Here is a 20,138-nt window from a genome sequence, read left to right as displayed (position 1 = left end):
TCATCCCTCCGTGAATCGACCCGGCTTGAGGCCGAGCGTGCGCGCGTTCTCAGTAACGGTGCGCACAGTACGAGCATCGAAACCGGCGTAGCGACTCGCCTCGATGGTGACCTCGATGCTGAGACTGTCGGGGCCGCCCGCTTGCAGGTGGGCGATGATCTCCTCGGAGAGCTGCGCGAGTTGCGCGGCGGTGTCCTGTCCGGGGTCGAGCTCGGACGTGCCCCTGAACCTGGCGTTCTCCACGCGCTTCTCGGTCGCCGGCACCTGAACTCGTCCGTCCCCCCTCGGCGCGCGGGCCTTGCTCACAACGGACGACACCACCGGTTCCGCACCGGGATCGACAGTTGCGGATCCATCCGCGCCGTTCGCCGCAGCGGATCGCGTGTCCTCCTCACGGCTGCGCTGGGCACGGGCGAGCGCCGGAGAGACGAGGAGGGTGGTGTCGGCGATATCCGGCGCTTCGTCCTCCAGGGGGAGGCGCAGGTCGATGAAGTCGCCGCGGGAGGCGTCGTAGTCGGCGGCGAGGGCGAATCCGGTGGTCTCCCAGCCGATGTCGTTCATAACGGAGGCGACGGCGTCCAGTAGTACTCGCTTGTCCCGCAGGCGCGGCATGTAGGGGTAGCGGGTGAAGTACGACCACAGCTCGCCGACGGTGATCCTCCCCTCGTTCCATTTGGCGCGCAGGTTCGTTCCCTGGAGCTCCATCGCGACGGCGGTTGAGGTGAGCGTGGTCAGGACGATGTCCTGCTTGCCGAGCCTGAGCCCGGCCCGTACGGCGATGCGCTGCTCCTCGCCGTCGGTCTTGAGGGCCTCGATCTCGAAGGGCTGCGAGCCGTAATCCTGGACTGGGTGGAGCGCCCAGATCCATGCGGCCGACACTGCGTGCTCCGCGGGGCCCCGGGTCTCCTGGGCCTTGCGCCTGGCCTGGTCGGCCTGACTGACCGTGAGGTCGTGGTCGCGAATGGACGTGTCCTCGGCCATCTGCGACCAGGCCATGTGGATGCGCAGCGCCTGCTCGGCGTCCGCCCAGCGGTTCTCGTCGGGGGCGATGGCGATGAGGGTGTTGACATTGCTGCGCGGTGCGGAGCCCCGTTCGTGCAGGAGCTCCTCGGTGAAGTCCCTGCCGGGGCCGGTGAGTTGCGAGCCCCGTCCGTTCCTCGCTGCGACAGTGCGGTCGGGTCCGAGGATGACGAGGGTTGCAGTCTCCTTGTCGGGCACGTCCCAGGTGGATGCCGGTGCGATGACGACGTCGGTGAATTCGGGGGCCCGGCCGGCGATCCCGCGTAGCACGGCAACGGCCGCCTCGGCGACGTCGGCGGGGTCGAGGAACGCCGCCCTGTCGCTGACCAGTCTGTTGAGTGACGGCTGCCGGTCGTACCAGCTGCGGGTTCCCTGGGTGTAGACGTAGGTGGCGCGGTCGGTGAGCAGCTGGAGGGAGGATCCGAAGTTGCCGAGGGTGTCACCGGGCATGGCCACCCCGAGGAAGAGACGCTGCCGGTCGATGCCCTTGTGGGCGGTGTCGAGGGTGGCGGCGGAGCCGAGGAACAGAGCGCGGGCGATGCGGCGGGTGAGCGCGCGCCCTCCGAACAGTGGCCTGTCGCGGTCGACGCCGAGGGGCGTGGCGTTCTCGCCGTCGACGTCGGTCTCGATGATGGTGCGCCAGGCGTCGTCGAGGTAGCCCGTGATCTCGTCGCGCACGGCGGCGTCGTCGAAGGGGATGGATCCGGGCATGATGAGTGGGGCTTCGTCGCCGGCCTGGACGAGCGAGTGGACGACGGCGCTCATGAGGCGCAGGACGCCGCGGGTGCGCTGGAAGCGCTCCAGGGAGGACCAGTCGCCGTAGAGCCTGTCGAAGAGCTCGGGGTGGATGGGGTAGGCGTCGCGCAGCCGGCGCTCGTACTCGGGCTGGAAGGTGTCGGAGGGGAGTTCGCCGCGCTGCCCTCGGTAGTAGTCGGCGAACCGTTTGACGGTGGCGTCGCGCTTGCGCGTGGCCTCCGCGTCGAGGTCGGTGAACAGTCGCCGGCGCACGATCTCGAAGCTCTCGCCGGAGGAGGCGGGGCTCCAGTGGTGGGCGACGCGGGCGACGACGTGCTGGAGCCGCCGGAGGGCCTCGCGGCCGCCGTCTCCGCCGATCTCCAGCTCGGAGGCGCGGGGGACGGTGCCGTCCCCCCGGATGTCGGAGGCGGGGATGGAGACGAGGAGGAGCGCTCCGGGAACGCCCTGGACGGCGGCGGTGAGCTCCTGCGCGAAGGTGAACTGGGTGTCGAAGCTGCCGCCGACGAGACCCTCGCGCCCGTAGAGGCCGCGCGCGTAGGCGACCCACTCGTCGATGAGGATGAGGGCGGGGGCGTGATCAGCGATGAGGGCTCGCAGTGCGGCACCGGGGTTGGTGCCGGTGCGGTCGGCCTGCTCGATCGTCGCGTAGGCCTCGGGGCCGCCGAGCTGCCAGGCGAGCTCGCCCCACAGGGTGCGGACGACGGTGCCGTCGGGCTTGGTACTCGGCTGCCCGGGGGAGATCTCGTTTCCGACGACGGCAACCCTCCTGACGTTCGTCGGGACCCCGGTACCGGCGAGGAGGTCCTGGACGTCCTGAGGGAGTTCTTCGAGCGGTGTTCCGCCGGCGAGGTGCCAGGCGGCCAGCATGGAGTGGGTCTTGCCGCCGCCGAAGGTGGTCTGGAGGTTGACGACCGCCTGGGCGTTGGGGTCGCCAGCCAAGCGTCGGGCGGTCATGGTCAGGAGTGTCCGCAGGCCCTGGGTGAGGTAGGTGCGCTCGAAGAAGCGGACGGGGTCGACGTACTCATCGGCTCCCCTGCCATGGGCGACCTGGTGCAGGTCTGCGGCGTATTCGGCCTGGCCGTAGTCGCCGGAGACGATGTCGGGGTGGGGGCGGACGACGTCCCGCCAGGGGGTGAGTCCTTTCTCCCCGAGGTCGGGCATGGCGACGGCGGTGGCCCGGGTGTCGCGTCGGGTGGCGGCGTCGTAGGTGGAGCGCAGGGTGTCGCGCCGCATGGCGCCGATCGCGTCGGCCTCGGCGGGGGCGTTGATGGCGCGGAGCAGGCGCTCGGATGTGTCGAGGGCGCGGTACGTGTCGTCGGCGCTGAACGCGGTGTTGTGCGCCCATTTGTTGCGGACGTCGCGCAGCTCGCCGGCGAGGTTCTGCTCCCCGCGTGACAGGACCCCGCTGAAGAGGAAGCCCAGGTCCCCCATGCGCTCGGTGATGACGCGCAGCTGGCACTGGAGGTCGGAGGGGTCGTAGGTCCAGCCGGCGTGATTGTCCTTGCGGGCGAGGAGGTCGATCCAGGTGGTGCCTGCGGGCAGTCTCGGGTTGACGGCGCTGTCGATCCAGGGCTCCAGGGCGCCGGCGACGATCTCGATGGCCCGGCCGATCCGGGCGCGGTTGGAGATGGTGGCCATGTCAGTCGTCCTTCAGGGTGTCGAGGTCGAGTGCGGTCTGGGCGTCGCTGCCGGCGCCTGTTCCGGTGCGGGCGGCTGCGGCGATCTCGGGCCAGGAGCCGCCCAGGTCGTTGAACAGGAGGCCGTCCTCCGTCCGGCCGTGCCTCTCGGCGAGCGAGTAGAGGCGGTAGGCGAGGGGCTGGAGGACGTCCATCTCCAGGCCGCGGTGCGAGGCTCCGGCGAGGATCCTCCCGGCATCGTCGATGCCGCGAGCCTTCAGGGTGCGGGCGAGGTGGAGGACGACCTCCCAGTGGGAGATGCGGTCGTCGGTGCGGGGGTCGTAGCCGTCGGGCAGATCGCAGGGTGCGATGAGGCTGACGCGGCCGCCGCCGGCGTTGAGGACGCCGGATCGCTTGAGGGCGTCGATGGAGGCGTTTCGGGCGGAGGCGAGGGTCTCGGCCTCCCCGTAGGGGCCCTCGGTGAAGCCGTGGGCGTCGTACCAGGTGAGGCACCAGCGGGTGTCGGCGTCGAGGTCGCCCTCCTGCTCGCTGAGGACCTCGTCGAGGACAGTGTTGATGTGGGTGAGGGCCTCGGAGACGGTCATGTTCGTGCCGTCGGGTCCGATGACGCGGGCGTAGCGGGAGAAGACGCTCATGCCGGGTCCGATGGCCGCCTGGGCGAGGTCGACGGGGGCGATGCCGCCGCTGCGCAGGGTCTCAACCGCGTCCGGGAGAGTGCGGCGCAGCTCGCGCATGAGGCTGCGGCGGTCGGTCATGGGGGCGTCCTCGGGGCGGGGGCGCAGGACGAGGACGATGGAGGAGGCGAGGGCGTTGGTGCCGACGCCGGTCATGCGGCCGCCGCGCTCGGAGCGCATGGGCCAGGTGGCGGTGATGGTCCAGCCGGCGCCGATCATGCCCTCGAGGATGGTGGACCAGCCCGTGGAGGTGCGGCCGTCGGCGGTGGTCTCGGACTGCTTGAAGGCGTAGTAGACCGTCATCGGGTAGTCGGGGTTCGCGCCCTGGCGGGCACGGGCGAAGACGGCGCGGAAGCCGTCCTCGAAGAAGTCTTTCGCCCCGTCCTTGCCGCCGTGCCGGTAGGGGTTGGCGACGAGCTCCTCGGCCTTGGGCACGAGCATGGTGGAGAAGAGGGACGGATGGATGCCCTTGAGGGAGCGGCGCAGCCACACGTAGAAGAAGTCCGACAGGTCCGAGTAGCCGATGTTGTCGTAGTACGGAGGGTCGGTGGAGATGACGGCGCTCGCGTAGTCACGCGATGATGCATCGGCCTGAAGAACGGACGATGCGGCGTTCGCAGGCGTGCGACTCACTGCCTCAGAAACAGCTTTGATCATGATTGACAGGCTCCCCGAAGAACTAGCGAAGGGATTGCCTTCAGCGAAATCCCAAGCCATCGGAAGTGCTTGTCGGGCGAACACATTGCGCAGGATCTCCATTTGAGGATTATTCGCCCATGTGTTCAACGCTGACGAGTAGTCGGTAAGCCTGGACACAGCGAACCCCAGGTACGTAGCCACGGCGTCGGCGTAGGCTGCGGCTCCGGCACCACCGGCCTCGAGACGCTCCCCCTCCTCCATGCCGTTGGCGAGCGCGTCGCGCAGCACCCGCTCGCGCGCCTCCCCCACGAGGTCCGAGAACGTCGTCAGCGCCGTCAGCTGCCGCGAGGTGAACGCGTCGCTCCAGGTCGGCATGCCGTACATCGGCAACCTGTCGACGTCATGGTTCCGCTTCGGCACCTCCTGCATCGGAACGTCGGTCGGACGCGGAATACCCAGCGCAGTATCAGCATGGGCCGCGGTGGGCGCAAGGTACTCCCGGCGCCGACCGCCCTCAGCGGCGATCGCGATGAGCCGCTGCCCGAGCCCTCGGGACGTCGCCTGGCTGCGGATGCAGGCGTTGTCGATCAGCGTGCTGCATGCGAGACACCGTCCCTTGCCGCCAGCGACAGTCCCGGAAGACGGCGCCTGCGCGGGGTCGTGGCCGATGGAGTACTCGACATGGTCACCGACGATCGTGGGGACGATGTACGCCTCCTTGCCCTTCTTCTTGCCGAGCCACCACTTGGACACGAGCGGGGTCTCGATGCCGCAGGCGGGGTTCGGGCAGGTGACCGTGCGCGCCCAGATCCAGGCGATGACGGTCGCCGTCGTCCCGTCGGGCAGTTCGGCCGCCGGGTAGAGGTGGCCGATGCGCTTCCAGGCCTCCTCGCGCATCCACTGCCCGTAGCGGCGCACGTCCTCGGCCAGGCCGTGCGCGCCGGGCCATGTGCGCGTGCCGTCGTCGGCCTCCGGGAAGACCGGGGCGCGGCTTGCGAAGCGCGGCGGGATCTCGATGAGCGCCTTGTTGATGAGGACGGCCACGGGGTTGAGATCCGACGCGCGGGCCTCCAGTCCGAGCCGCTGGGCCTCCAGCGGGATGGAACCGCCACCGGCGAAGGGGTCGAGCACGGCGGGAAGCTCGCCGCCCGTCGAGCGGCGGATCTCCGCCCTCACCTCGCGCATGAGGTGCTCGTCGGTGAGGTTGTCCCAATCCACCATGCGGGTGATGAGGGTGAACAGGCGGCGTCGCTCGGCCTCCACGGCCCGCTCCGCGGCAGCGTCGGGCTCCGCGTCCCCGGCCGCGCGGGCAGCCTCCCGGAACTCCTCGTAGCGCTCGGAGGGGTCGTCCACCAGCTGGGAGAAGAGCACGGCACGGGCCGTGGCCGTGGGCTTGCGCGACCACCACAGGTGCAGGGTGGAGGGGTGCCCCTTGCGGATGGACTTCTCCCGGGCGGACTGGGCGTTGATCGCGTCGAGGGGCAGCGCCACCTCGATGAGCTTCCTGGGCACGGGCGTCCTTCCATCGGGCTGGGAGGGTGGGGATTCCTCACGGTCGCGAACTGGGCCCACTCTACGGCGGGCCTCCGACACGAATCACAGTTTCACGTCCGCCGGTGCGCCTCGGATTGGTGACGGTGGCGCCGGCTAGCCTGATCCCATGGGTTCCAGAACGATCCGCGTCCTCGACCTCTTCGCCGGGGCGGGCGGCCTCACTGCGGGGTTCCACGCAGCGTCATCGCGCTTCCACAGCGTCACCGCAGTCGAGATGGACCCCTACGCCGCCGCCTCCTACCAGGCGACCTTCCCGAGCACGGACGTCTACGCCGGCCCCATCCAGGAGTGGCTGGCCGCCGGCGCGGTGCCGGACGGGATCGACGTCGTCGTCGGCGGGCCGCCGTGCCAGGGCTTCAGCACGCTGGGCAAGCGGGACGCCGAGGATGCACGCAACCGGCTGTGGGAGCAGTACGCGGCAACCCTCGTAGCGACCGGGCCCAAGTACTTCGTCGTGGAGAACGTGCCGGCCTTCGGCAAGTCCCCCCAATACCGGGATTTCAAGGCCGCCACGGAGCCCAGAGGGTTCCTGGAGGACTACTCCTTCGAGTTGCGCGTCCTCAACTCCGCCGACTACGGCGCCCCGCAGTCGCGCAAGCGCGCGGTCCTCATCGGGCACCACCGGGACCTACCGGCCCCCGCCTTCCCGACTCCCACGCACAGCCCGGACGGGGCCGACGGGCTCCCCCTCTACAGAACGGTGCGCGAAGCGCTGCTGGGTGTGCCCGCGGAGCCCGATATGGACGCGCGCTTCAGCGAGGTCCGCACGCGAGTGGGCTCGCGGGATGTTCCCGGGGCGTTCTCGCGGCGGGAACTGCACGTCTCGCGGACCTACGATGACAAATCCCTGGACCGCTTCAAGGCGATCCCCGAGGGTGGTAATCGGACCAACCTTCCGGATGACCTCAAGGCGCCCTGCTGGCGCAAGCACACCACCGGATCAATGGACGTCATGGGTCGCCTGCATTGGGACAGGCCGTCCGTGACCATCCGCACGGAGTTCTTCAAGCCGGAGAAGGGGCGATACCTGCACCCCATCGAGAACCGCGCCATCACCCACTACGAGGCGGCCCTCCTCCAGGGCTTCCCGGAGACGCACCGCTTCATCGGCTCGCGCACCGCCATCGCCCGCCAGATCGGCAACGCCGTACCCATCCCCCTGGGCGCCGCCGTCGCCCGGCAGATCCTCGACAAGTTCTGACCGTGAGTACCTCTTAAGCGCGACGAACAACCACCGAACAGCGCATCCCAATCGCGACAGCGCCTCCTCCGGGCGCGCTCGCCAACTTCCTGCGTTACGATCCGTGATGCGCATACGTCATCCACCACGCGACGCCTGAACATACCGCACGCACCGAGGAGGAACATGGTCGAGGCCCCGCTGACCCTGCGGTTCGACCCGCAGACCGTCGACCATCTTGGTGCGCGCATGTACTCCCACCTGCCGAACGCCATCGCCGAGCTCGTCGCCAACGCCTACGACGCTGACGCGACGCGCGTCGAGGTGCGGATCGGGGCCGACGCATCAGTCGCCGTCTTCGACGACGGCCACGGAATGTCTCGGGAGGATGTCGCCGAGAAGTATCTCCACATCGGCCGCAACAGACGCCGAACCGAAACCGCGGCATTCACCGAGAGCGGCAGGCGACGGGTCTCCGGCAAGAAGGGACTCGGAAAACTCTCCCTGTTCGGTATCGGACGGGTGGTCTCACTGGAGACAACCCGGGCCGGGTCTCCGCAGGTGACGCGAGTGACCATGTCATACGACGATCTCATGGAGACTGAAGGCGAGTACCACCCCGCCGAGGAGGTCGGCGTCACCGACAGCACGTCCCATGGAACGACTGTGACGTTGACGTCGTTGCGAAGGAAAACGAGAATTGATCCGAAATCCCTGGCCTCCAGCCTCGCAAGACTCTTCAACTACGCAGATCGTGACTTTCGGCTACAGATCATCCCTGCAAGCGGGGCTGCTATCGACGTCAACAGCAGCCTCCGGATGTCAACCGTTGACACCGAGTTCACGTGGACCTTCCCCGCTCACTTCACGGTCGCCGATGACTTTCTCGCTTCACACGGTGTAACGGGCACCATCATATCCTCCGAGAAACCGCTCCGAAGCGCGATGCGAGGCATCACGCTCTACGCCGACGGACGTATGGTCAACGAGCCCGAGTTCTTCGGCAGCGCCGAATCGAGCCACGCATATTCATATCTCACCGGATACCTCGACGTGGATTTCATTGACACCCTAGACGAGGACGTCATCGCAACCGACAGGCGCGCTTTGGTATGGGATCATGACACCACTGAGCAGTTGCGCGCGTCTCTGACCATCCTTCTGAAGCGCATTGGACGAGAATGGAGCGGGCGCCGCCGCGAGCTGCGCGAGCGTCAGCGCAGTATGACGCTCACACGCCCAGTCGACGCGTGGGTTGGCACGATCCGCTCACCGAAGGACAGGGAGGCGCTCCAGAGGGTCATCGAGGACATCACGTCAGAGGACCTGGACATCCCTTCCTCAGCAGAGGGCCGAATCCTGAAGGACCTCGAGGGGCTCGCTCCCCCCTACGCCGAGATGGTCTGGCGCAGGCTGCACCCTGAGATCCAGGACGCAGCGCGCGTCTTCTACGAGCGGGAGGACTACTTTCATGCGGTCGACGAAGCCGTGAAGAGATACGTCGGCGCAACAGCGACGAAGTCCGGAATTCCGCGGGACGACCCGTATCGAACCCTTTCCAAGTCATTCGGGAAGGACGGGCCGCTCTCAGTCTTCTCCCGTCACATGAAACACGGCAGCTTCACCGATCAGACCGCCGACAACATCGACCGGGGCCAACAGAATCTCTCACTCGGTATCCTCAGCGCCTTCCGGAACACCATCGATCACGAGGAGCAGGCAGAACTGCTCAGGACCGGCGCCCTCACATACGAGGACTGCCTTGACGCCCTGAGCATCCTCTCTTATCTCATGAGGCGCTTGGACGGCGCGGAAACTCGCGAATAAGTCCAGCTCGAAGCATCGCGCATACGAGGAAATACTGATTCACGCAGAAGTGATTTCACTCGGGAGCAGACGCCTCTCGGAGACGCCTCGAGCACCCCGAAGCTCTTGAAAGCACCTCCCGGCCAGCGAAAGCCCTCCACGACGAGATGCTTCCGATGGTTAGATGCATTTCATTGGGATGTTGCGAACGCCGCTGGTGGGGTTTGTCTATCGAGGGCGGCGTGGTGGTCGGTGGCGATTGCAGAAGTGGAGCCACTGGCTGTAGGAGGGTTCGCGTCGAGGCTCGCTGGTGCAGGTTGTATTGTAGGTCTCCTCGGAGGCCAAAGCGCAGTTGCACCCTCAGTCCTTACCGTCCACGGGGTCCGGTAAGGCCATGTGAGACGCTGTTTGACACCAGCGTCGGCCAGGACTTGGTTGCATACACGCGACCGCTACCAGGCGCCGTTGTCGGTCATCTCCGCTTCAACGGTGATGGCGCTGCACCCAAAGAAGGCGATCACCCACGATATGAGAGCCGCGACGGTGGAACCGCGCTCATCGTCAAGGACCACCTGGCTGTAGGCCAGGCGCGAGTGATCGTCCACGGGGCCTCCGGCCCTGGCCGGCGGGGATGCAGCCGAGCTTGTTGATCTCGACGTGGATCAGCTCGCCCGGGTGCTCCTCTTGCGCCACTGGAGTGGGCCCAGACCAGCGCGGCGAGGCCTGCCGGGCGTCGCACCTACCGCGATGCATCCCTGGGACCATCGAGAACGTGCCCCGGGGTTGTGGACGTGCGGCGGGGTTGCCAACGTGCCCCCGGGGTGCGTCCACAACCCCCGGGCACGTCCACAACCCCGGCACACGGCGGAAACCAGACGATGATGCTCCCCTCCCGGCGCTTCCCTGGCAGCATGGGCGCATGAGTGATGACGCCCGCCCTTCCCCTGCCACCGACTCCCCGGGCGATGCCGCCCGCCGCGCCCAGTACCTCTCCGACCGCTACGGCGCCCAGCCCCGCCCCGCGGACCTGGAGTGGACCCCCGCCGTCGACACGATGCTGGCGCACCGCTCCGTGCGGGCCTTCACCCCCGAGCCCGTCACCGAGCGCCAGCTGGCCACGATCATCGCCGCCGCGCAGTCCGCGCCCACCTCCTCCAACCTGCACCTGTGGAGCGTCATCGTCGTCGACGACGCCGCACTGCGCGACCGGATCATGGACCTGGCCGACTCCCCCAACCAGTCGGAGAACTTCGCGTTCATCCGGCAGGCCCCCGCCGTCCTGCTGTGGGTGGCCGACGCCTCCCGCAACGAGGAGATCATGGCCTCCGTCGGTGCCGGCACCGACAGCCTGGACTACCTCGATTCCTTCCTCACCGTCTCCATCGACACCGCCATGGCGGCGCAGAACGCGGTGGTCGCGGCGGAGTCCATGGGCCTGGGCGCGTGCTACCTGGGCTCGATGCGCAATCTGGAGGCCGCGCTGTGCGAGCTGCTCGCCCTCCCCCGCCACTCCTACGTGGTGGTCGGCATGGCCGTCGGGCACCCCGACCCCGCGCGGGCCGGCGGGGTCCGCCCCCGTCCGGCCCAGGCGGTGGTCGTGCGACGCAATCTCGACCCCGCACCGGCGCTGGAGTCCTGGCTCCCCGCATACGAGGAGGCATATGCCGCCTTCCGCGCCTCCCAGGGACTGGACGGGCGGACCTGGCGCGAGGCGGTGGTTCGTGCCTCGAGCCGCATGTACATGGACGGCCGCGACAAGATGCGCGGGGCCGCCGAGCAACAGGGCTTCGGCCTGGCCTGAGCCCCGGAGCGCCCAGGCTCCCGCGCCGAGGGGCGGACCCGCGCCGTGGGCGGCCCGATGGCCTCGGTGGCGGCCCGACCGCGAGTGCCGATCAGCGCCGACGGCGGCGGGAGCCCCGCAGCGCCAGGAGCGCCAGCCCGGCGACGAGCGCGCCGTTGGTCAGCGCCCCCTGGAGCTTCTGGGAGCGCTTGAAGCCCTCCTCCCTCCAGAAGGCCTGGCCCTGAATGGTGGTGGGGATGAGGGACAGGATGAGGCCGCCCGCGGCGCAGCGCGTCCCCACGCCCGCCACCAGTGCGGCGCCGCCCGCCATCATCGCCCCGCCGTTGAGCAGGACGAGGTCCCTCCCCGTGACCTCACGGCCGAGGAGGGCCTGAGCAGTGGGCCCGGCGGAGGCGTTGAGCGCCGTCGCAATGGGCTCGGCCTGGCGGGCGAGAGCGTCCGCGCCGCCGACCTGGGTCCAGCCCCCGTGGATGAAGGGCCCGGCGAGGAGGGCGCGGATGGCTAGCGGTGCGCGGGACATGGTCGGGACTCCTTTCAACGGGGCCGATCAGGGAAAATAGATCGTCAGGGTCAAGTGTGCCACCACCCGGCGCCCACGCGCGGGCCCGCGCCCGGCTCAGCGCCCCCGGGGGCCCGGGTCGGCGGGCCAGGACGAGTGGGCCGCCTACGCCCATCCGGCGCTGCGCGCCAGGCTCCAGGCGGACCAGGCCGTGGCGCCGGCGATCACCAGCCACCAGGTGCCCAGCCAGAACCAGCCCGGCAGGCGGGTGAGCCCGGCCAGTGAGCCGTGGTCCTGGTGAGGGTCGTGACTGGCGGCGACGTCGCGCAGCGCGTCCCAGGAGCCCAGGAGGAGCACCAGACCGGCCCCTGCTGTCAGGGCGTCGCGGGGCGCGAGGGCCAGCGGACCCGCCCGCACGATGCTGGAGCCCGTCCACCACAGGGCGGTGGTGGCGGCGATGACGAGCAGGACGAGCCCGAGGGTGCGCGCCGAGCGGGACTTGATGAGCAGCACGAGCTCGGCGACTAGGGCGACGGTGAGGAGCGGGCCGACCCAGCCGCCCAGTGCCGCCTGCACGAGGAGGCAGCCGATGAGCGCGGGCGTGGGGTAGCCCGCCCACGCGGTGGCGATCCTGCCCGGGCCCCGGCTGCGCCCGCTGGTGATCGCCCGACCCCCGAGCCCGGCGTCCACGGTGAAGCCCTCGAAGCGACGGCCGACGAGGAGTCCGACGCCGGCGTGCCCGGCCTCGTGGATGACGGTCACCGCCGCGCGCCCCCAGCGCCGCGCCGTCGGCATGGCCAGGACGAGGCCGAGCAGGAGGATCCCCGGCCATACCGCTGCCGGGTCCGGCGCGGTGGATGGGAGGATGCGATCGACGGCGTCCAGGAGGAACCCACTGAGAGTCACGATGGGATTGTGCCCCATGGGCCTATGCGCGCCCTGTGCGCCCCGGGAGGGGCACGGCCGGGGCTCCGCGGCCGGGGCTCTACAGTCAGCGCATGAGCGCTCCAGCCCGCCCCGCCCGGCCCTCCTCCGGCCGCCTCGTCGTCGCCGCCGCGATCCTGGATTCCCTGGCCCGCCCGACATCGATGCTCTGCGCCGCCCGCTCCTACCCTCCTCAGCATGCGGGCGAGTACGAGCTGCCGGGCGGCAAGGTCGAGAGCGGGGAGGAGCCGGTGACCGCGCTGGCGCGCGAGCTCGCCGAGGAGATCGGGGCGTCGGTGCGCCTTGGCGCCGAGGTCGTGCCGCCCGCCGCGCTGGCGGTTCCGCCGCCCCCGCCGCGGCGCGAGCATCCGGGCGACGGCGCCCCGGCCTGGGCCGCGATGAACGGGCACCGGATGAGGGTCTGGCTCGCCGAGCCCGACGGCGATCGCCCGCCCCGATGCGGGAAGGCGCACCAGTCACTGGACTGGGTGCGGCTGGGGGAGCTCGACGCCCTTCCCTGGCTGCCGGCGGACGCGCCCATCCTTCGCGCGATCCGGTCGACCCTCGCGCGGGGAGCGCGCTCCTGATAGTGAGGATCAACATCCTCATCGTGATTTCCCGCACAACCGCGGCTTTCGTCCGGGCCGCGACCCGCAACGACATCCCTGCTTGCTGACACCGAGAACCACAACGTCACGTCGTGAGTTAGGCTAGCCTCATGCCGAAGATCATGGGTAGCTCCCTCGCCGAGCACCGCGAGCGCACGCGCAACGCGCTGTTCGAGTCCCTGTCCCTTCTCATGAGCCAGCGCTCCTTCGACAAGATCACGCTCTCCGATGTCGCCGCGCGCGCCGGCGTGGGCCGCACCGCCGTCTACAACCATTTCGCCGATAAGGAGGACCTGCTCCTGGCCTTCATGGAGCACGAGGTCGTCCGCTACTCCGAGGAACTGTCCATCGCACTGGCAGGCATCGAGGACCCGATCGACCGCCTGCGCGTGTACGTGCGCCAGCAGGCCCTCCTCAAGCGCCACTTCCACTTCCCCACCACCGGGCCGCTGGCCAGCTCGGTCTCGCGCAGCACGGCGGGACGGCTGCGCGCCCACGGCGGGCTCATCAGCCAGATGCTCGCCTCGATCCTCACCGACGCCATGGATGAGGGCCTCATCCCCCGGCAGGACTCGGCGATGCTCATCCCTCTGCTCAACGCCTGCGTCATGGGCGGGCGGCCCACCCCTCAGGACCCCGCGGCGCGGGCCGCCTACCTCGACGCCCTGGACATCTTCGTCCTGCGGGCCGTCGGAGCGCGGCTCCCGGACCACGCGGTGCCCGCGATCCGCCGCACCCACGCCACAGAGGACGAGGACGCCCCGGCCTCTCGACGCGAGCGGGCCGCCGTCGGCTGAGCCGCGCCGCCCGGCGCCCGTTCACCAGCGGCGCTTAGCGCCGTCATTCGGTCCTGCGGAGCGCTCCTCGCGCCCCTGGTTACGGCGCTGAAGCCTCTTCTCCTTCTCCTGGCCCTCCGTGGGCGTCGGGCCGGCTGAGCCGCTCGCGCCCGGCGTGGGCGCGCTCGACCCGGAGGCGGTCGGCGAGGAGGAGCCGGAGGCGCTCGGATCCGCTGACGGGTCGCTTGACGGATCACCGCTGGGGCTCTGGGACGCGCCCGGCGAGGGGGACCCGGAGGCGCTCGGGGTCTGGGTGGGCGAGGCGGTCGGCGTCGGCGTCTGGGTGGGGGGCGTCGTCGGCTGGGGCTGCGGGGACTGGACAGGGGGGACCTCGCAGTCGCCCGCGGCCTCCTTCGCGGCGTCGACCTGGGCCTGCGCCGCCGTCGTGTCCCCCGACTCCTGGGCCTGCCCCGCCAGGGCCATATGCGCCACGAAGAGATTGACGCGGGTCATGCACACGCCGGTGCGCTGCCGGATGATATTGCCCTCGGTGTCGTAGGCGACGTCGATGACCTCCTGAGGGGCGTCGGGCAGGGAGGACTCCAGGTCGGCGATCGAGCGGTCGTAGTCCCCCGCCAGGAGCTCGGCGGTGCCCAGGTTGTAGCGCACCCGCCACTTGTGCAACCACGGGTTGATCGTGCGCACCATGCGGTAGCGGTCCACCGCGGTGGAGTAGTCGCCCGCGTACAGGGAGCGGTTGGCCAGGGTGGTGCCCGTGGACACCGCCGCCAACCACAGGCCCGCGACGAGCAGGATCGAGGTCAGGCCGAGCCCGATCAGCAGGCGGCGGCGCCTCGGCATCGGCTTGCGCGCTCCCATCACCGTCCCCCTGCCCGCGCCAGGCGGCGCACCTCGATATCGGAGCGCACGAGCGCCACTGCCTCCCAGGTCATGAGCGCGAAGACCAGGAGCGCCAGGGGCCAGGTGAGGTAGCGGCTGGAGCGCTTGCCGTGGTGCCCGTCGGACAGGATCTGCTCGACGTCGACGCTCGTGAAGGCGCTCGTCGGGTCGTCGCCCTCGCCGTCGCGCTGGTAGTAGGGCAGGCCGAGGTCCGTCGCCACCGTCTGCAGCTCCTGGGTATCCGGGACCGAGATGGCGTCATCGCTGTGCCCCTTCTCCTTGATGTAGGGCATCTGGTCGGCGGGGGTCGTGCCGCCGTCGTACTCGCGCATCCTCCCGCCGCGGGCGGTGCCGTAGCCCAGCACCGCGCCGCCGTCGACGAGGGGGGCGAGGTCCTTCCAGGCCACGCCCTGCGAGGCGGCGTCCTTGGCCCCGGCGCCGTCGTCGGTCGCCTCGCCGTCGGAGAGGATGTAGACGAGGCGGGCGTCCTGGGGGGCCACCTGCTCGGCCTCGGTGAGGGTGGCGCTGAGCAGCGGGAGCATGCGCTCGAGCGAGGAGCCCGTGGATCGGCTCGTCACCTCCTGCCGGAGTGTCTTGATCCAGGAGTCGACGGCGTTGGTGTCGGTGCTCAGCGGCATCTCCCTGGCCGCCGTGGAGTCCAGGGCGAGGATGGAGAAGCGGGCCTCGGGCAGGGCCCGGCGGATCGCCTCCAGATCCGCGCGGACGCCGTCGAGCCGGGTCCCGGCGCCGCCGGCCCAGTCCTCGGCGGCCATGGAGCCCGTGCGATCGACGACGAGGTAGACCTCCACGGTGGAGGTGACCCGCTGATCGTACTGGTAGGTGCTGGGACCGGCGAGCATGAGCACGAGCGCGGCCACCAGCGCGGCCCGCCGGGCGACGACGAGGCGCGCCGAGCGCGACAGCTGACGGCGGGCGGGCGGGAGATCAGCTCCCGCCCCCCGTGGGGCCCGGGCCTGCGGGCCGTAGGGGGCGGGGGCCGCCTGGGGGCGCGGCCGCGCCGGGCGCAGACGCCACCAGTTCAGGACGACGGCGCCGATGCCGATGAGGGCGGCGAGGATGGTGAGGGGCCATCCGAGCAGCGGATGGAGTGTCATGCGCGCCTCCAGGCGGCGATGAGCAGCAGGGAGCCGGCGGCCAGCACCAGCCAGATGGCGCCCGCCCTGGGAGTGTCCGTCAGCCGCACCTCATTGTCGGCGCTGTACTCCTGGACCTGGGTCTTCTCCAGCTCCTCGACGATGCGCCCGGCCGTACCGGAGTCCCCCACCTGGTAGAACTTGCCGCCGTTGTCCTGCGTGACCGTCTCCAGCTCCCGGCGGGCCGACTCGACCTGGGCGGCGAGGTCGCCGTAGTCGAGCTCGTCGTCGTAGCCGTAGATGGAGAACAGGCGGATCTTCTTACTCGTGGCGAGCTCGGCGGCCTCGGGCAGGGAGTAGAGCTGAACGTGCGAGTCGTCGAAGACGAGGTTGTCGGTGGCCAGAATGATGGAGCGGGGGCGCTCGTCGGCGCTGGCGGCGCCGGAGTTGTCGAAGGCCTGCGTGCAGGAGGCCAGGCCGTCGCCGGCCAGCGAGGAGGCGTCGAGCTCCTCCGCCATCGTGCCGGCGAACATCCGCGAGTAGCGGCTGCGCGCCGAGGACGGGCTGGAGAACGCGGAGTCCAGGAGATCGGTGATCTTGCCCATCTCGGTCTTGAGGGTCTCGTAGTCGTCGGTGAGGGGCACCATCGTCTGCGCCGTCGTGTTCCAGGCGATGAGCGCCACCCGCTCCCCGTTGAAGGAGTCGATGAGCTCGGTGTAGGTCTCCAGCACCTGGGAGTCCAGGCCGAGCATGGAGCCGGAGACGTCCAGGCACAGCACGATATCGCGGCTGGCCAGGGTGTCGTTGCGCACGTCCTTGCTCACGGGGCGGCCCGCGAGCAGCGCCGAGGAGGCCATGGCCACGATGATGAGCGCGCCCAGGAGCGCGTGGAGCGCGCGGCGGCGGCGCAGGCGGCGCAGAACGGCGGGCGAGCGCAGGAGGGGCATCGCGTTGGCGACGCGGCGCGTCGGACCGACCGGGGCCCGCTCGCCCCTGCGGGCGGCGCGCAGCGCGGCGATGCCGATGATCAGCGCGGCGGCGCCGATGAGGAACCAGGGGAGCCAGGGCATCACCATCTCGAGACCACCTCCCTGGCGTGCTCGATGGCCTGGGCGGCCGCGGCGTCGGAGTCGCGGTCGAAGGAGGGCTGCTCCCAGATCGCCAGGAGCTCCCCGACATGCCCCAGGGGGTCGGTGTCCAGGGGCTGCGAGGTGGTCCTGGCGCGCTTGAGGCGGGTCTCGATGTCCTCGGACTCGGTGGAGGCGGACATATCCATGATCTCCGTGACGGTCGCGGTGGTCAGGTCCTCACCACTGCGCTCGGATCCGAAGCCCCGCAGGGCGGAGGCCAGTTCGAGGTGCAGGGCGCGCAGGTCGATCTGCCCGGCGTCGTACTTCTTCGCGGCGCGCTCGACGAGCCTCATCCAGCGGCGGCGCTCCCCGGGAGCCATGGGGATATCGCTGATGAAGCCGTCCCGGACCCGGTGGCTCAGGAATGACCAGAGCAGTCCGGCCACGGCGAGCAGGAGGATGACGACGGCGGTGACCGCCATCCAGGTGGGCATGAGCTGCGGGGGGCTGAGCTCCACGGTCATCGCCTCCTTCGGGCCGTGGCGAGGCGCTGACGGCCGAGCACCTCGGCGATGGAGTCCACGAGGCTCTCGTCGGAGGCGACGACGGCGTGCTCGATGCGGCGCGAGTCGAGCAGCGCGGTGACACCGGCCCGCCGGGCGGCGTCGGCCCGGGCGAGCTGGGCGCCCAGGGCCGTGTCGTAGCGCAGGAACACCGGCAGGTCCTCCGCCATCTCCACATCGCGGACCGCGCCGGGGTCGCCGGTGATGGGGGCGTCGTCGGCGATCTGGATGACGACGAGCTCGTGCTGCGCCGACAGCCTGCGGAGCTGGTCGTGGGCGGTGGCGTCCGGGTGGGAGGTGTCGGTCAGGAGCACCACGAGGCTGCGGCGGCCGTGGAGGCTGATGACCTTGCCGAGCAGCCCCGGCAGGTCGGAGGCGGGCGCGCCGGGGACCAGCTCGCCGATGACGGCGCCGCTGTCCCGCCGGGGCGAGACCTGCCCGACCCGCACCTGGGCGTTCGACGGAGCGCCCTGCGGGGGCTCCGTGAGGGCGGAGTACTGCCGGGCGATGAGCCACAGGATCGTCTCGGCGTGCTCGGCGCCCGACCGGGGCGGACGGGAGACCATCCGGGAGGCGTCCCCGGCCACGAGCGCCACGGAGTCGCCGCGCAGACGGGCCAGGTAGGCCATGACCTCGGCGACGGCGAGGGCGAGCTCGCGCTTGTCCTCACCGCTGGGGGCCTGGGCGGCCATGGTCCGGCCGGTGTCGACGGCCAGGACGAGGGGCAGGTTGGACTCGCGCTGGTAGCGCTTGATGACGGGCTGACCGATGCGCGCGGAGGCCTTCCAGTCGATGTCGCCCACGTCGTCGCCGGGGCGGTAGGCGGACAGGTCGTCGAAATCCTGCCCGTGGCCCAGGAGAACGGACTTGTGCCGCCCGTCGAGCAGGCCCGTGGCGCGGCGCAGCGTGGGCAGGGACAGGCGCCCCCGCACGCGGGCCAGGCGCGACCCGCGCTGCGTCGGCTCGGCCGGCAGCTCGACGGCGCCCGCCCCGGACTGACGGCTCACGGTGTCGGGACCGCCGCGAAGACCGCGTCGATGATCGCCTCGGGGGCGATGTCGTCGGCGAGGGCGTCGTAGGTCAGCACCAGACGGTGGCGCATGACGGCGTGGCGCAGGAGCCCGACGTCGTCGGGGGTGACGTAGGTGCGACCGGCCTGGAGGGCGAGGGCCTGGGAGACCCGCATGAGGGCGATCGAGCCTCGCGGCGAGCCGCCGACGCGCACATGGCGCTCCAGGCCGGGCACGGGGCGCGGGCCGCCGCCGCGGGAGGTGTTGATGATGGCGACGATGTACTGCTTGATGACGGGGTCCACGTAGACGCGCTCGACGGCGCCCTGGAGCCATTCGACGTCGTCGGTGCTGATGGGCCGGGCGCGCAGGGGCTCCTCGAAGGCGCCGGAGGAGATCTTGTCCAGGACGTCGACCTCCTCCATGGGCTTGGGGTAGCTCAGCACGTCCTTCATGAGAAAGCGGTCCATCTGGGCCTCGGGCAGGACGTAGGTGCCCTCCTCCTCGATGGGGTTCTGGGTGGCGAGCACCATGAAGGGGTGCGGCAGCGGGTAGACGACGCCGCCGATGGAGGTCTGGCGCTCCTGCATGGCCTCGAGCATGGCGGACTGGGTCTTGGCGCTGGAGCGGTTGATCTCGTCGAGCAGGACGATATTGGCGTGCACCGGGCCGAGCTGAGTGGTCATCTCCCCGGTGGCGTACTGGAGGACCTGGGTGCCGACGATGTCGTTGGGCATGAGGTCCGGGGTGCACTGGATGCGGGTGAAGGAGCCGGAGACGGCGGAGGCGAGCGTCTGGGCGGCGGTGGTCTTGGCCAGGCCCGGGACCGATTCCAGGAGGATGTGACCACCGGCGATGAGCGTGGAGATGAGGGCCAGGCGCAGTTGCTCCTGGCCCACCAGGCGCTGCTCGAAGACCTGGTGGATGCGCTTGATGAGAGCGCCGGCGCGCTCCACGTCCTCCTCGGGGTGGCTGGAGCGGGAGGAGCGGGCGGCCTCGGCGCGCAGGGCCTCGCGCGTGGGCAGGGGGCCGGTGGGCGCGGGGTAGGCGTGCTCGCGGGGGACGGTGGGGACGGTGCCAGACTGCGGGATCTCCCCCGGGGCGGGGCGGATATCGCGGCGCGCGCCGGGGACGATCGACGGCGGGGCCGGCTGGGCCGGCGCCTGGGGCATCGGTGGGGCCGCGGGAGAGGCGCCGGGCCGGGGGACCGGGTGCGAGGGAGCCTGACCGGGGGCGGCCTGGCGGGAGGAGGGCAGGGCAGCGGAGCCGGCCGAGCCGCCGGGACCGCCGGCAGCCCCGTCGACGGAGGGCACAGTGCCCCAGAACGGCCCGCCCATGGGAGGAGCAGCGGGCTGTCGGTGCTGCGCTGGGTCGGTGCTCATAGGTCTCCTCATGAGGTGGTGGTCGGCGCTCTGCCTCCCGCAGGCTATAACGGAGGCTCGTTGGGGCGATACCTCCGGCGATGGGTATCCTCACCCACATTCCCGGTCCATCCAGGCAATCCTCACCCCTGCCGCGAGACCGGTCGAAGTGGCGATCGAGACCACTATGTTGGTTGTGGGTGGGTGGGTCTGACTCAATCGAGACCTGACGGCCCCTGGTTTGCGGGGTGTGTCCTTGGACCGGC

Annotated in this window: 16 protein-coding genes; 5 read left to right on the top strand and 11 right to left on the bottom strand. The window is 70.4% G+C overall.

The features are described 5' to 3' along the window. The gene (locus tag B1H55_RS07655; RefSeq protein WP_077240589.1) at positions 1-3,414 is read right to left on the bottom strand and encodes a DUF499 domain-containing protein; all 3,414 of its coding nucleotides are present in this window, start codon (positions 3,412-3,414) and stop codon (positions 1-3) included. A gap of 1 nt (position 3,415) precedes the next feature. Beyond that, positions 3,416-6,238, bottom strand: coding sequence for a DUF1156 domain-containing protein (locus tag B1H55_RS13015; RefSeq protein WP_077240590.1), 2,823 nt, complete (start codon positions 6,236-6,238; stop codon positions 3,416-3,418). A gap of 148 nt (positions 6,239-6,386) precedes the next feature. Here B1H55_RS13015 and B1H55_RS07645 point away from each other — a divergent pair, with 148 nt between their 5' ends. Continuing rightward, a complete protein-coding gene (locus tag B1H55_RS07645; RefSeq protein ID WP_077240591.1) occupies positions 6,387-7,481 on the top strand; it encodes a DNA cytosine methyltransferase in 1,095 nt (364 codons plus the stop codon). A 165-nt stretch (positions 7,482-7,646) separates the two neighbouring features. Continuing rightward, entirely contained in the window at positions 7,647-9,287 is a 1,641-nt protein-coding gene (locus B1H55_RS07640; protein WP_077240592.1) for a TIGR02391 family protein, read from the top strand. Between the two features lie 431 nt (positions 9,288-9,718). Here the strand turns inward: B1H55_RS07640 and B1H55_RS13095 are convergent, their stop codons facing one another. Continuing rightward, positions 9,719-9,871 (bottom strand): hypothetical protein, encoded by a 153-nt coding sequence (locus B1H55_RS13095; protein ID WP_158083328.1) that lies wholly within the window; start codon positions 9,869-9,871, stop codon positions 9,719-9,721. 314 nt (positions 9,872-10,185) lie between these two features. Here B1H55_RS13095 and B1H55_RS07635 point away from each other — a divergent pair, with 314 nt between their 5' ends. Further along, positions 10,186-11,067 (top strand): nitroreductase family protein, encoded by an 882-nt coding sequence (locus B1H55_RS07635; RefSeq protein WP_157750252.1) that lies wholly within the window; start codon positions 10,186-10,188, stop codon positions 11,065-11,067. Positions 11,068-11,158: 91 nt separating this feature from the next. Here B1H55_RS07635 and B1H55_RS07630 read toward each other — a convergent pair whose 3' ends face one another. Together B1H55_RS07630 and B1H55_RS07625 are read right to left on the bottom strand one after the other, a co-directional pair. After that, positions 11,159-11,587, bottom strand: a complete 429-nt coding sequence (locus tag B1H55_RS07630) for a DoxX family membrane protein (protein ID WP_073452896.1) — start codon at positions 11,585-11,587, stop codon at positions 11,159-11,161. Positions 11,588-11,731: 144 nt separating this feature from the next. After that, positions 11,732-12,472 carry a M50 family metallopeptidase gene (locus B1H55_RS07625; RefSeq protein ID WP_231952723.1) on the bottom strand — a complete coding sequence of 247 codons (741 nt, stop codon included), beginning with the start codon at positions 12,470-12,472 and terminating at the stop codon, positions 11,732-11,734. 92 nt (positions 12,473-12,564) lie between these two features. Here B1H55_RS07625 and B1H55_RS07620 point away from each other — a divergent pair, with 92 nt between their 5' ends. Both B1H55_RS07620 and B1H55_RS07615 read left to right on the top strand, forming a co-directional pair. Next, the gene (locus tag B1H55_RS07620) at positions 12,565-13,077 is read left to right on the top strand and encodes an NUDIX domain-containing protein (protein WP_077240950.1); all 513 of its coding nucleotides are present in this window, start codon (positions 12,565-12,567) and stop codon (positions 13,075-13,077) included. A 131-nt stretch (positions 13,078-13,208) separates the two neighbouring features. After that, positions 13,209-13,895, top strand: coding sequence for a TetR/AcrR family transcriptional regulator (locus B1H55_RS07615; RefSeq protein WP_077240594.1), 687 nt, complete (start codon positions 13,209-13,211; stop codon positions 13,893-13,895). Between the two features lie 21 nt (positions 13,896-13,916). Here B1H55_RS07615 and B1H55_RS07610 read toward each other — a convergent pair whose 3' ends face one another. From B1H55_RS07610 to B1H55_RS07585, 6 genes are read right to left on the bottom strand one after another with little or no spacing between them, the layout of a single operon-like run. Next, positions 13,917-14,753, bottom strand: a complete 837-nt coding sequence (locus B1H55_RS07610; protein WP_077240595.1) for a tetratricopeptide repeat protein — start codon at positions 14,751-14,753, stop codon at positions 13,917-13,919. Further along, a complete protein-coding gene (locus B1H55_RS07605; protein ID WP_080461667.1) occupies positions 14,753-15,889 on the bottom strand; it encodes a vWA domain-containing protein in 1,137 nt (378 codons plus the stop codon). Before B1H55_RS07605 ends, B1H55_RS07610 begins: the two co-directional genes overlap by 1 nt. Further along, the gene (locus B1H55_RS07600; RefSeq protein ID WP_231952721.1) at positions 15,886-16,938 is read right to left on the bottom strand and encodes a vWA domain-containing protein; all 1,053 of its coding nucleotides are present in this window, start codon (positions 16,936-16,938) and stop codon (positions 15,886-15,888) included. Before B1H55_RS07600 ends, B1H55_RS07605 begins: the two co-directional genes overlap by 4 nt. After that, positions 16,938-17,462 carry an alpha-amylase gene (locus B1H55_RS07595; protein WP_172575554.1) on the bottom strand — a complete coding sequence of 175 codons (525 nt, stop codon included), beginning with the start codon at positions 17,460-17,462 and terminating at the stop codon, positions 16,938-16,940. The genes B1H55_RS07600 and B1H55_RS07595 overlap by 1 nt, the downstream gene beginning before the upstream one ends. Then, complete coding sequence (locus tag B1H55_RS07590; protein ID WP_077240596.1) at positions 17,459-18,508, bottom strand: DUF58 domain-containing protein; 1,050 nt, start codon at positions 18,506-18,508, stop codon at positions 17,459-17,461. The genes B1H55_RS07595 and B1H55_RS07590 overlap by 4 nt, the downstream gene beginning before the upstream one ends. Then, positions 18,505-19,893: an AAA family ATPase gene (locus B1H55_RS07585; protein ID WP_077240597.1), complete on the bottom strand. Its 1,389-nt coding sequence runs from the start codon at positions 19,891-19,893 to the stop codon at positions 18,505-18,507. Before B1H55_RS07585 ends, B1H55_RS07590 begins: the two co-directional genes overlap by 4 nt. Positions 19,894-20,138 lie beyond the last annotated feature (245 nt).

The sequence above is a fragment of the Actinomyces denticolens genome, assembly GCF_002072185.1.
Taxonomy (GTDB): Bacteria; Actinomycetota; Actinomycetes; order Actinomycetales; family Actinomycetaceae; genus Actinomyces; species Actinomyces denticolens.
Note: the sequence above shows the minus strand (reverse complement) of the source record. Positions and strands in the feature narration are given on the sequence as shown.

Coding starts and splice junctions, on each gene's coding strand:
- B1H55_RS07655 (WP_077240589.1), bottom strand. CDS start 3,414: ATGGCCACCATCTCCAACCGCGCCCGGATCGGCCGGGCCATCGAGATC.
- B1H55_RS07645 (WP_077240591.1), top strand. CDS start 6,387: ATGGGTTCCAGAACGATCCGCGTCCTCGACCTCTTCGCCGGGGCGGGC.
- B1H55_RS07640 (WP_077240592.1), top strand. CDS start 7,647: ATGGTCGAGGCCCCGCTGACCCTGCGGTTCGACCCGCAGACCGTCGAC.
- B1H55_RS07635 (WP_157750252.1), top strand. CDS start 10,186: ATGAGTGATGACGCCCGCCCTTCCCCTGCCACCGACTCCCCGGGCGAT.
- B1H55_RS07630 (WP_073452896.1), bottom strand. CDS start 11,587: ATGTCCCGCGCACCGCTAGCCATCCGCGCCCTCCTCGCCGGGCCCTTC.
- B1H55_RS07620 (WP_077240950.1), top strand. CDS start 12,565: ATGAGCGCTCCAGCCCGCCCCGCCCGGCCCTCCTCCGGCCGCCTCGTC.
- B1H55_RS07615 (WP_077240594.1), top strand. CDS start 13,209: ATGCCGAAGATCATGGGTAGCTCCCTCGCCGAGCACCGCGAGCGCACG.
- B1H55_RS07610 (WP_077240595.1), bottom strand. CDS start 14,753: ATGGGAGCGCGCAAGCCGATGCCGAGGCGCCGCCGCCTGCTGATCGGG.
- B1H55_RS07605 (WP_080461667.1), bottom strand. CDS start 15,889: ATGACACTCCATCCGCTGCTCGGATGGCCCCTCACCATCCTCGCCGCC.
- B1H55_RS07600 (WP_231952721.1), bottom strand. CDS start 16,938: ATGCCCTGGCTCCCCTGGTTCCTCATCGGCGCCGCCGCGCTGATCATC.
- B1H55_RS07595 (WP_172575554.1), bottom strand. CDS start 17,462: ATGACCGTGGAGCTCAGCCCCCCGCAGCTCATGCCCACCTGGATGGCG.
- B1H55_RS07585 (WP_077240597.1), bottom strand. CDS start 19,893: ATGAGCACCGACCCAGCGCAGCACCGACAGCCCGCTGCTCCTCCCATG.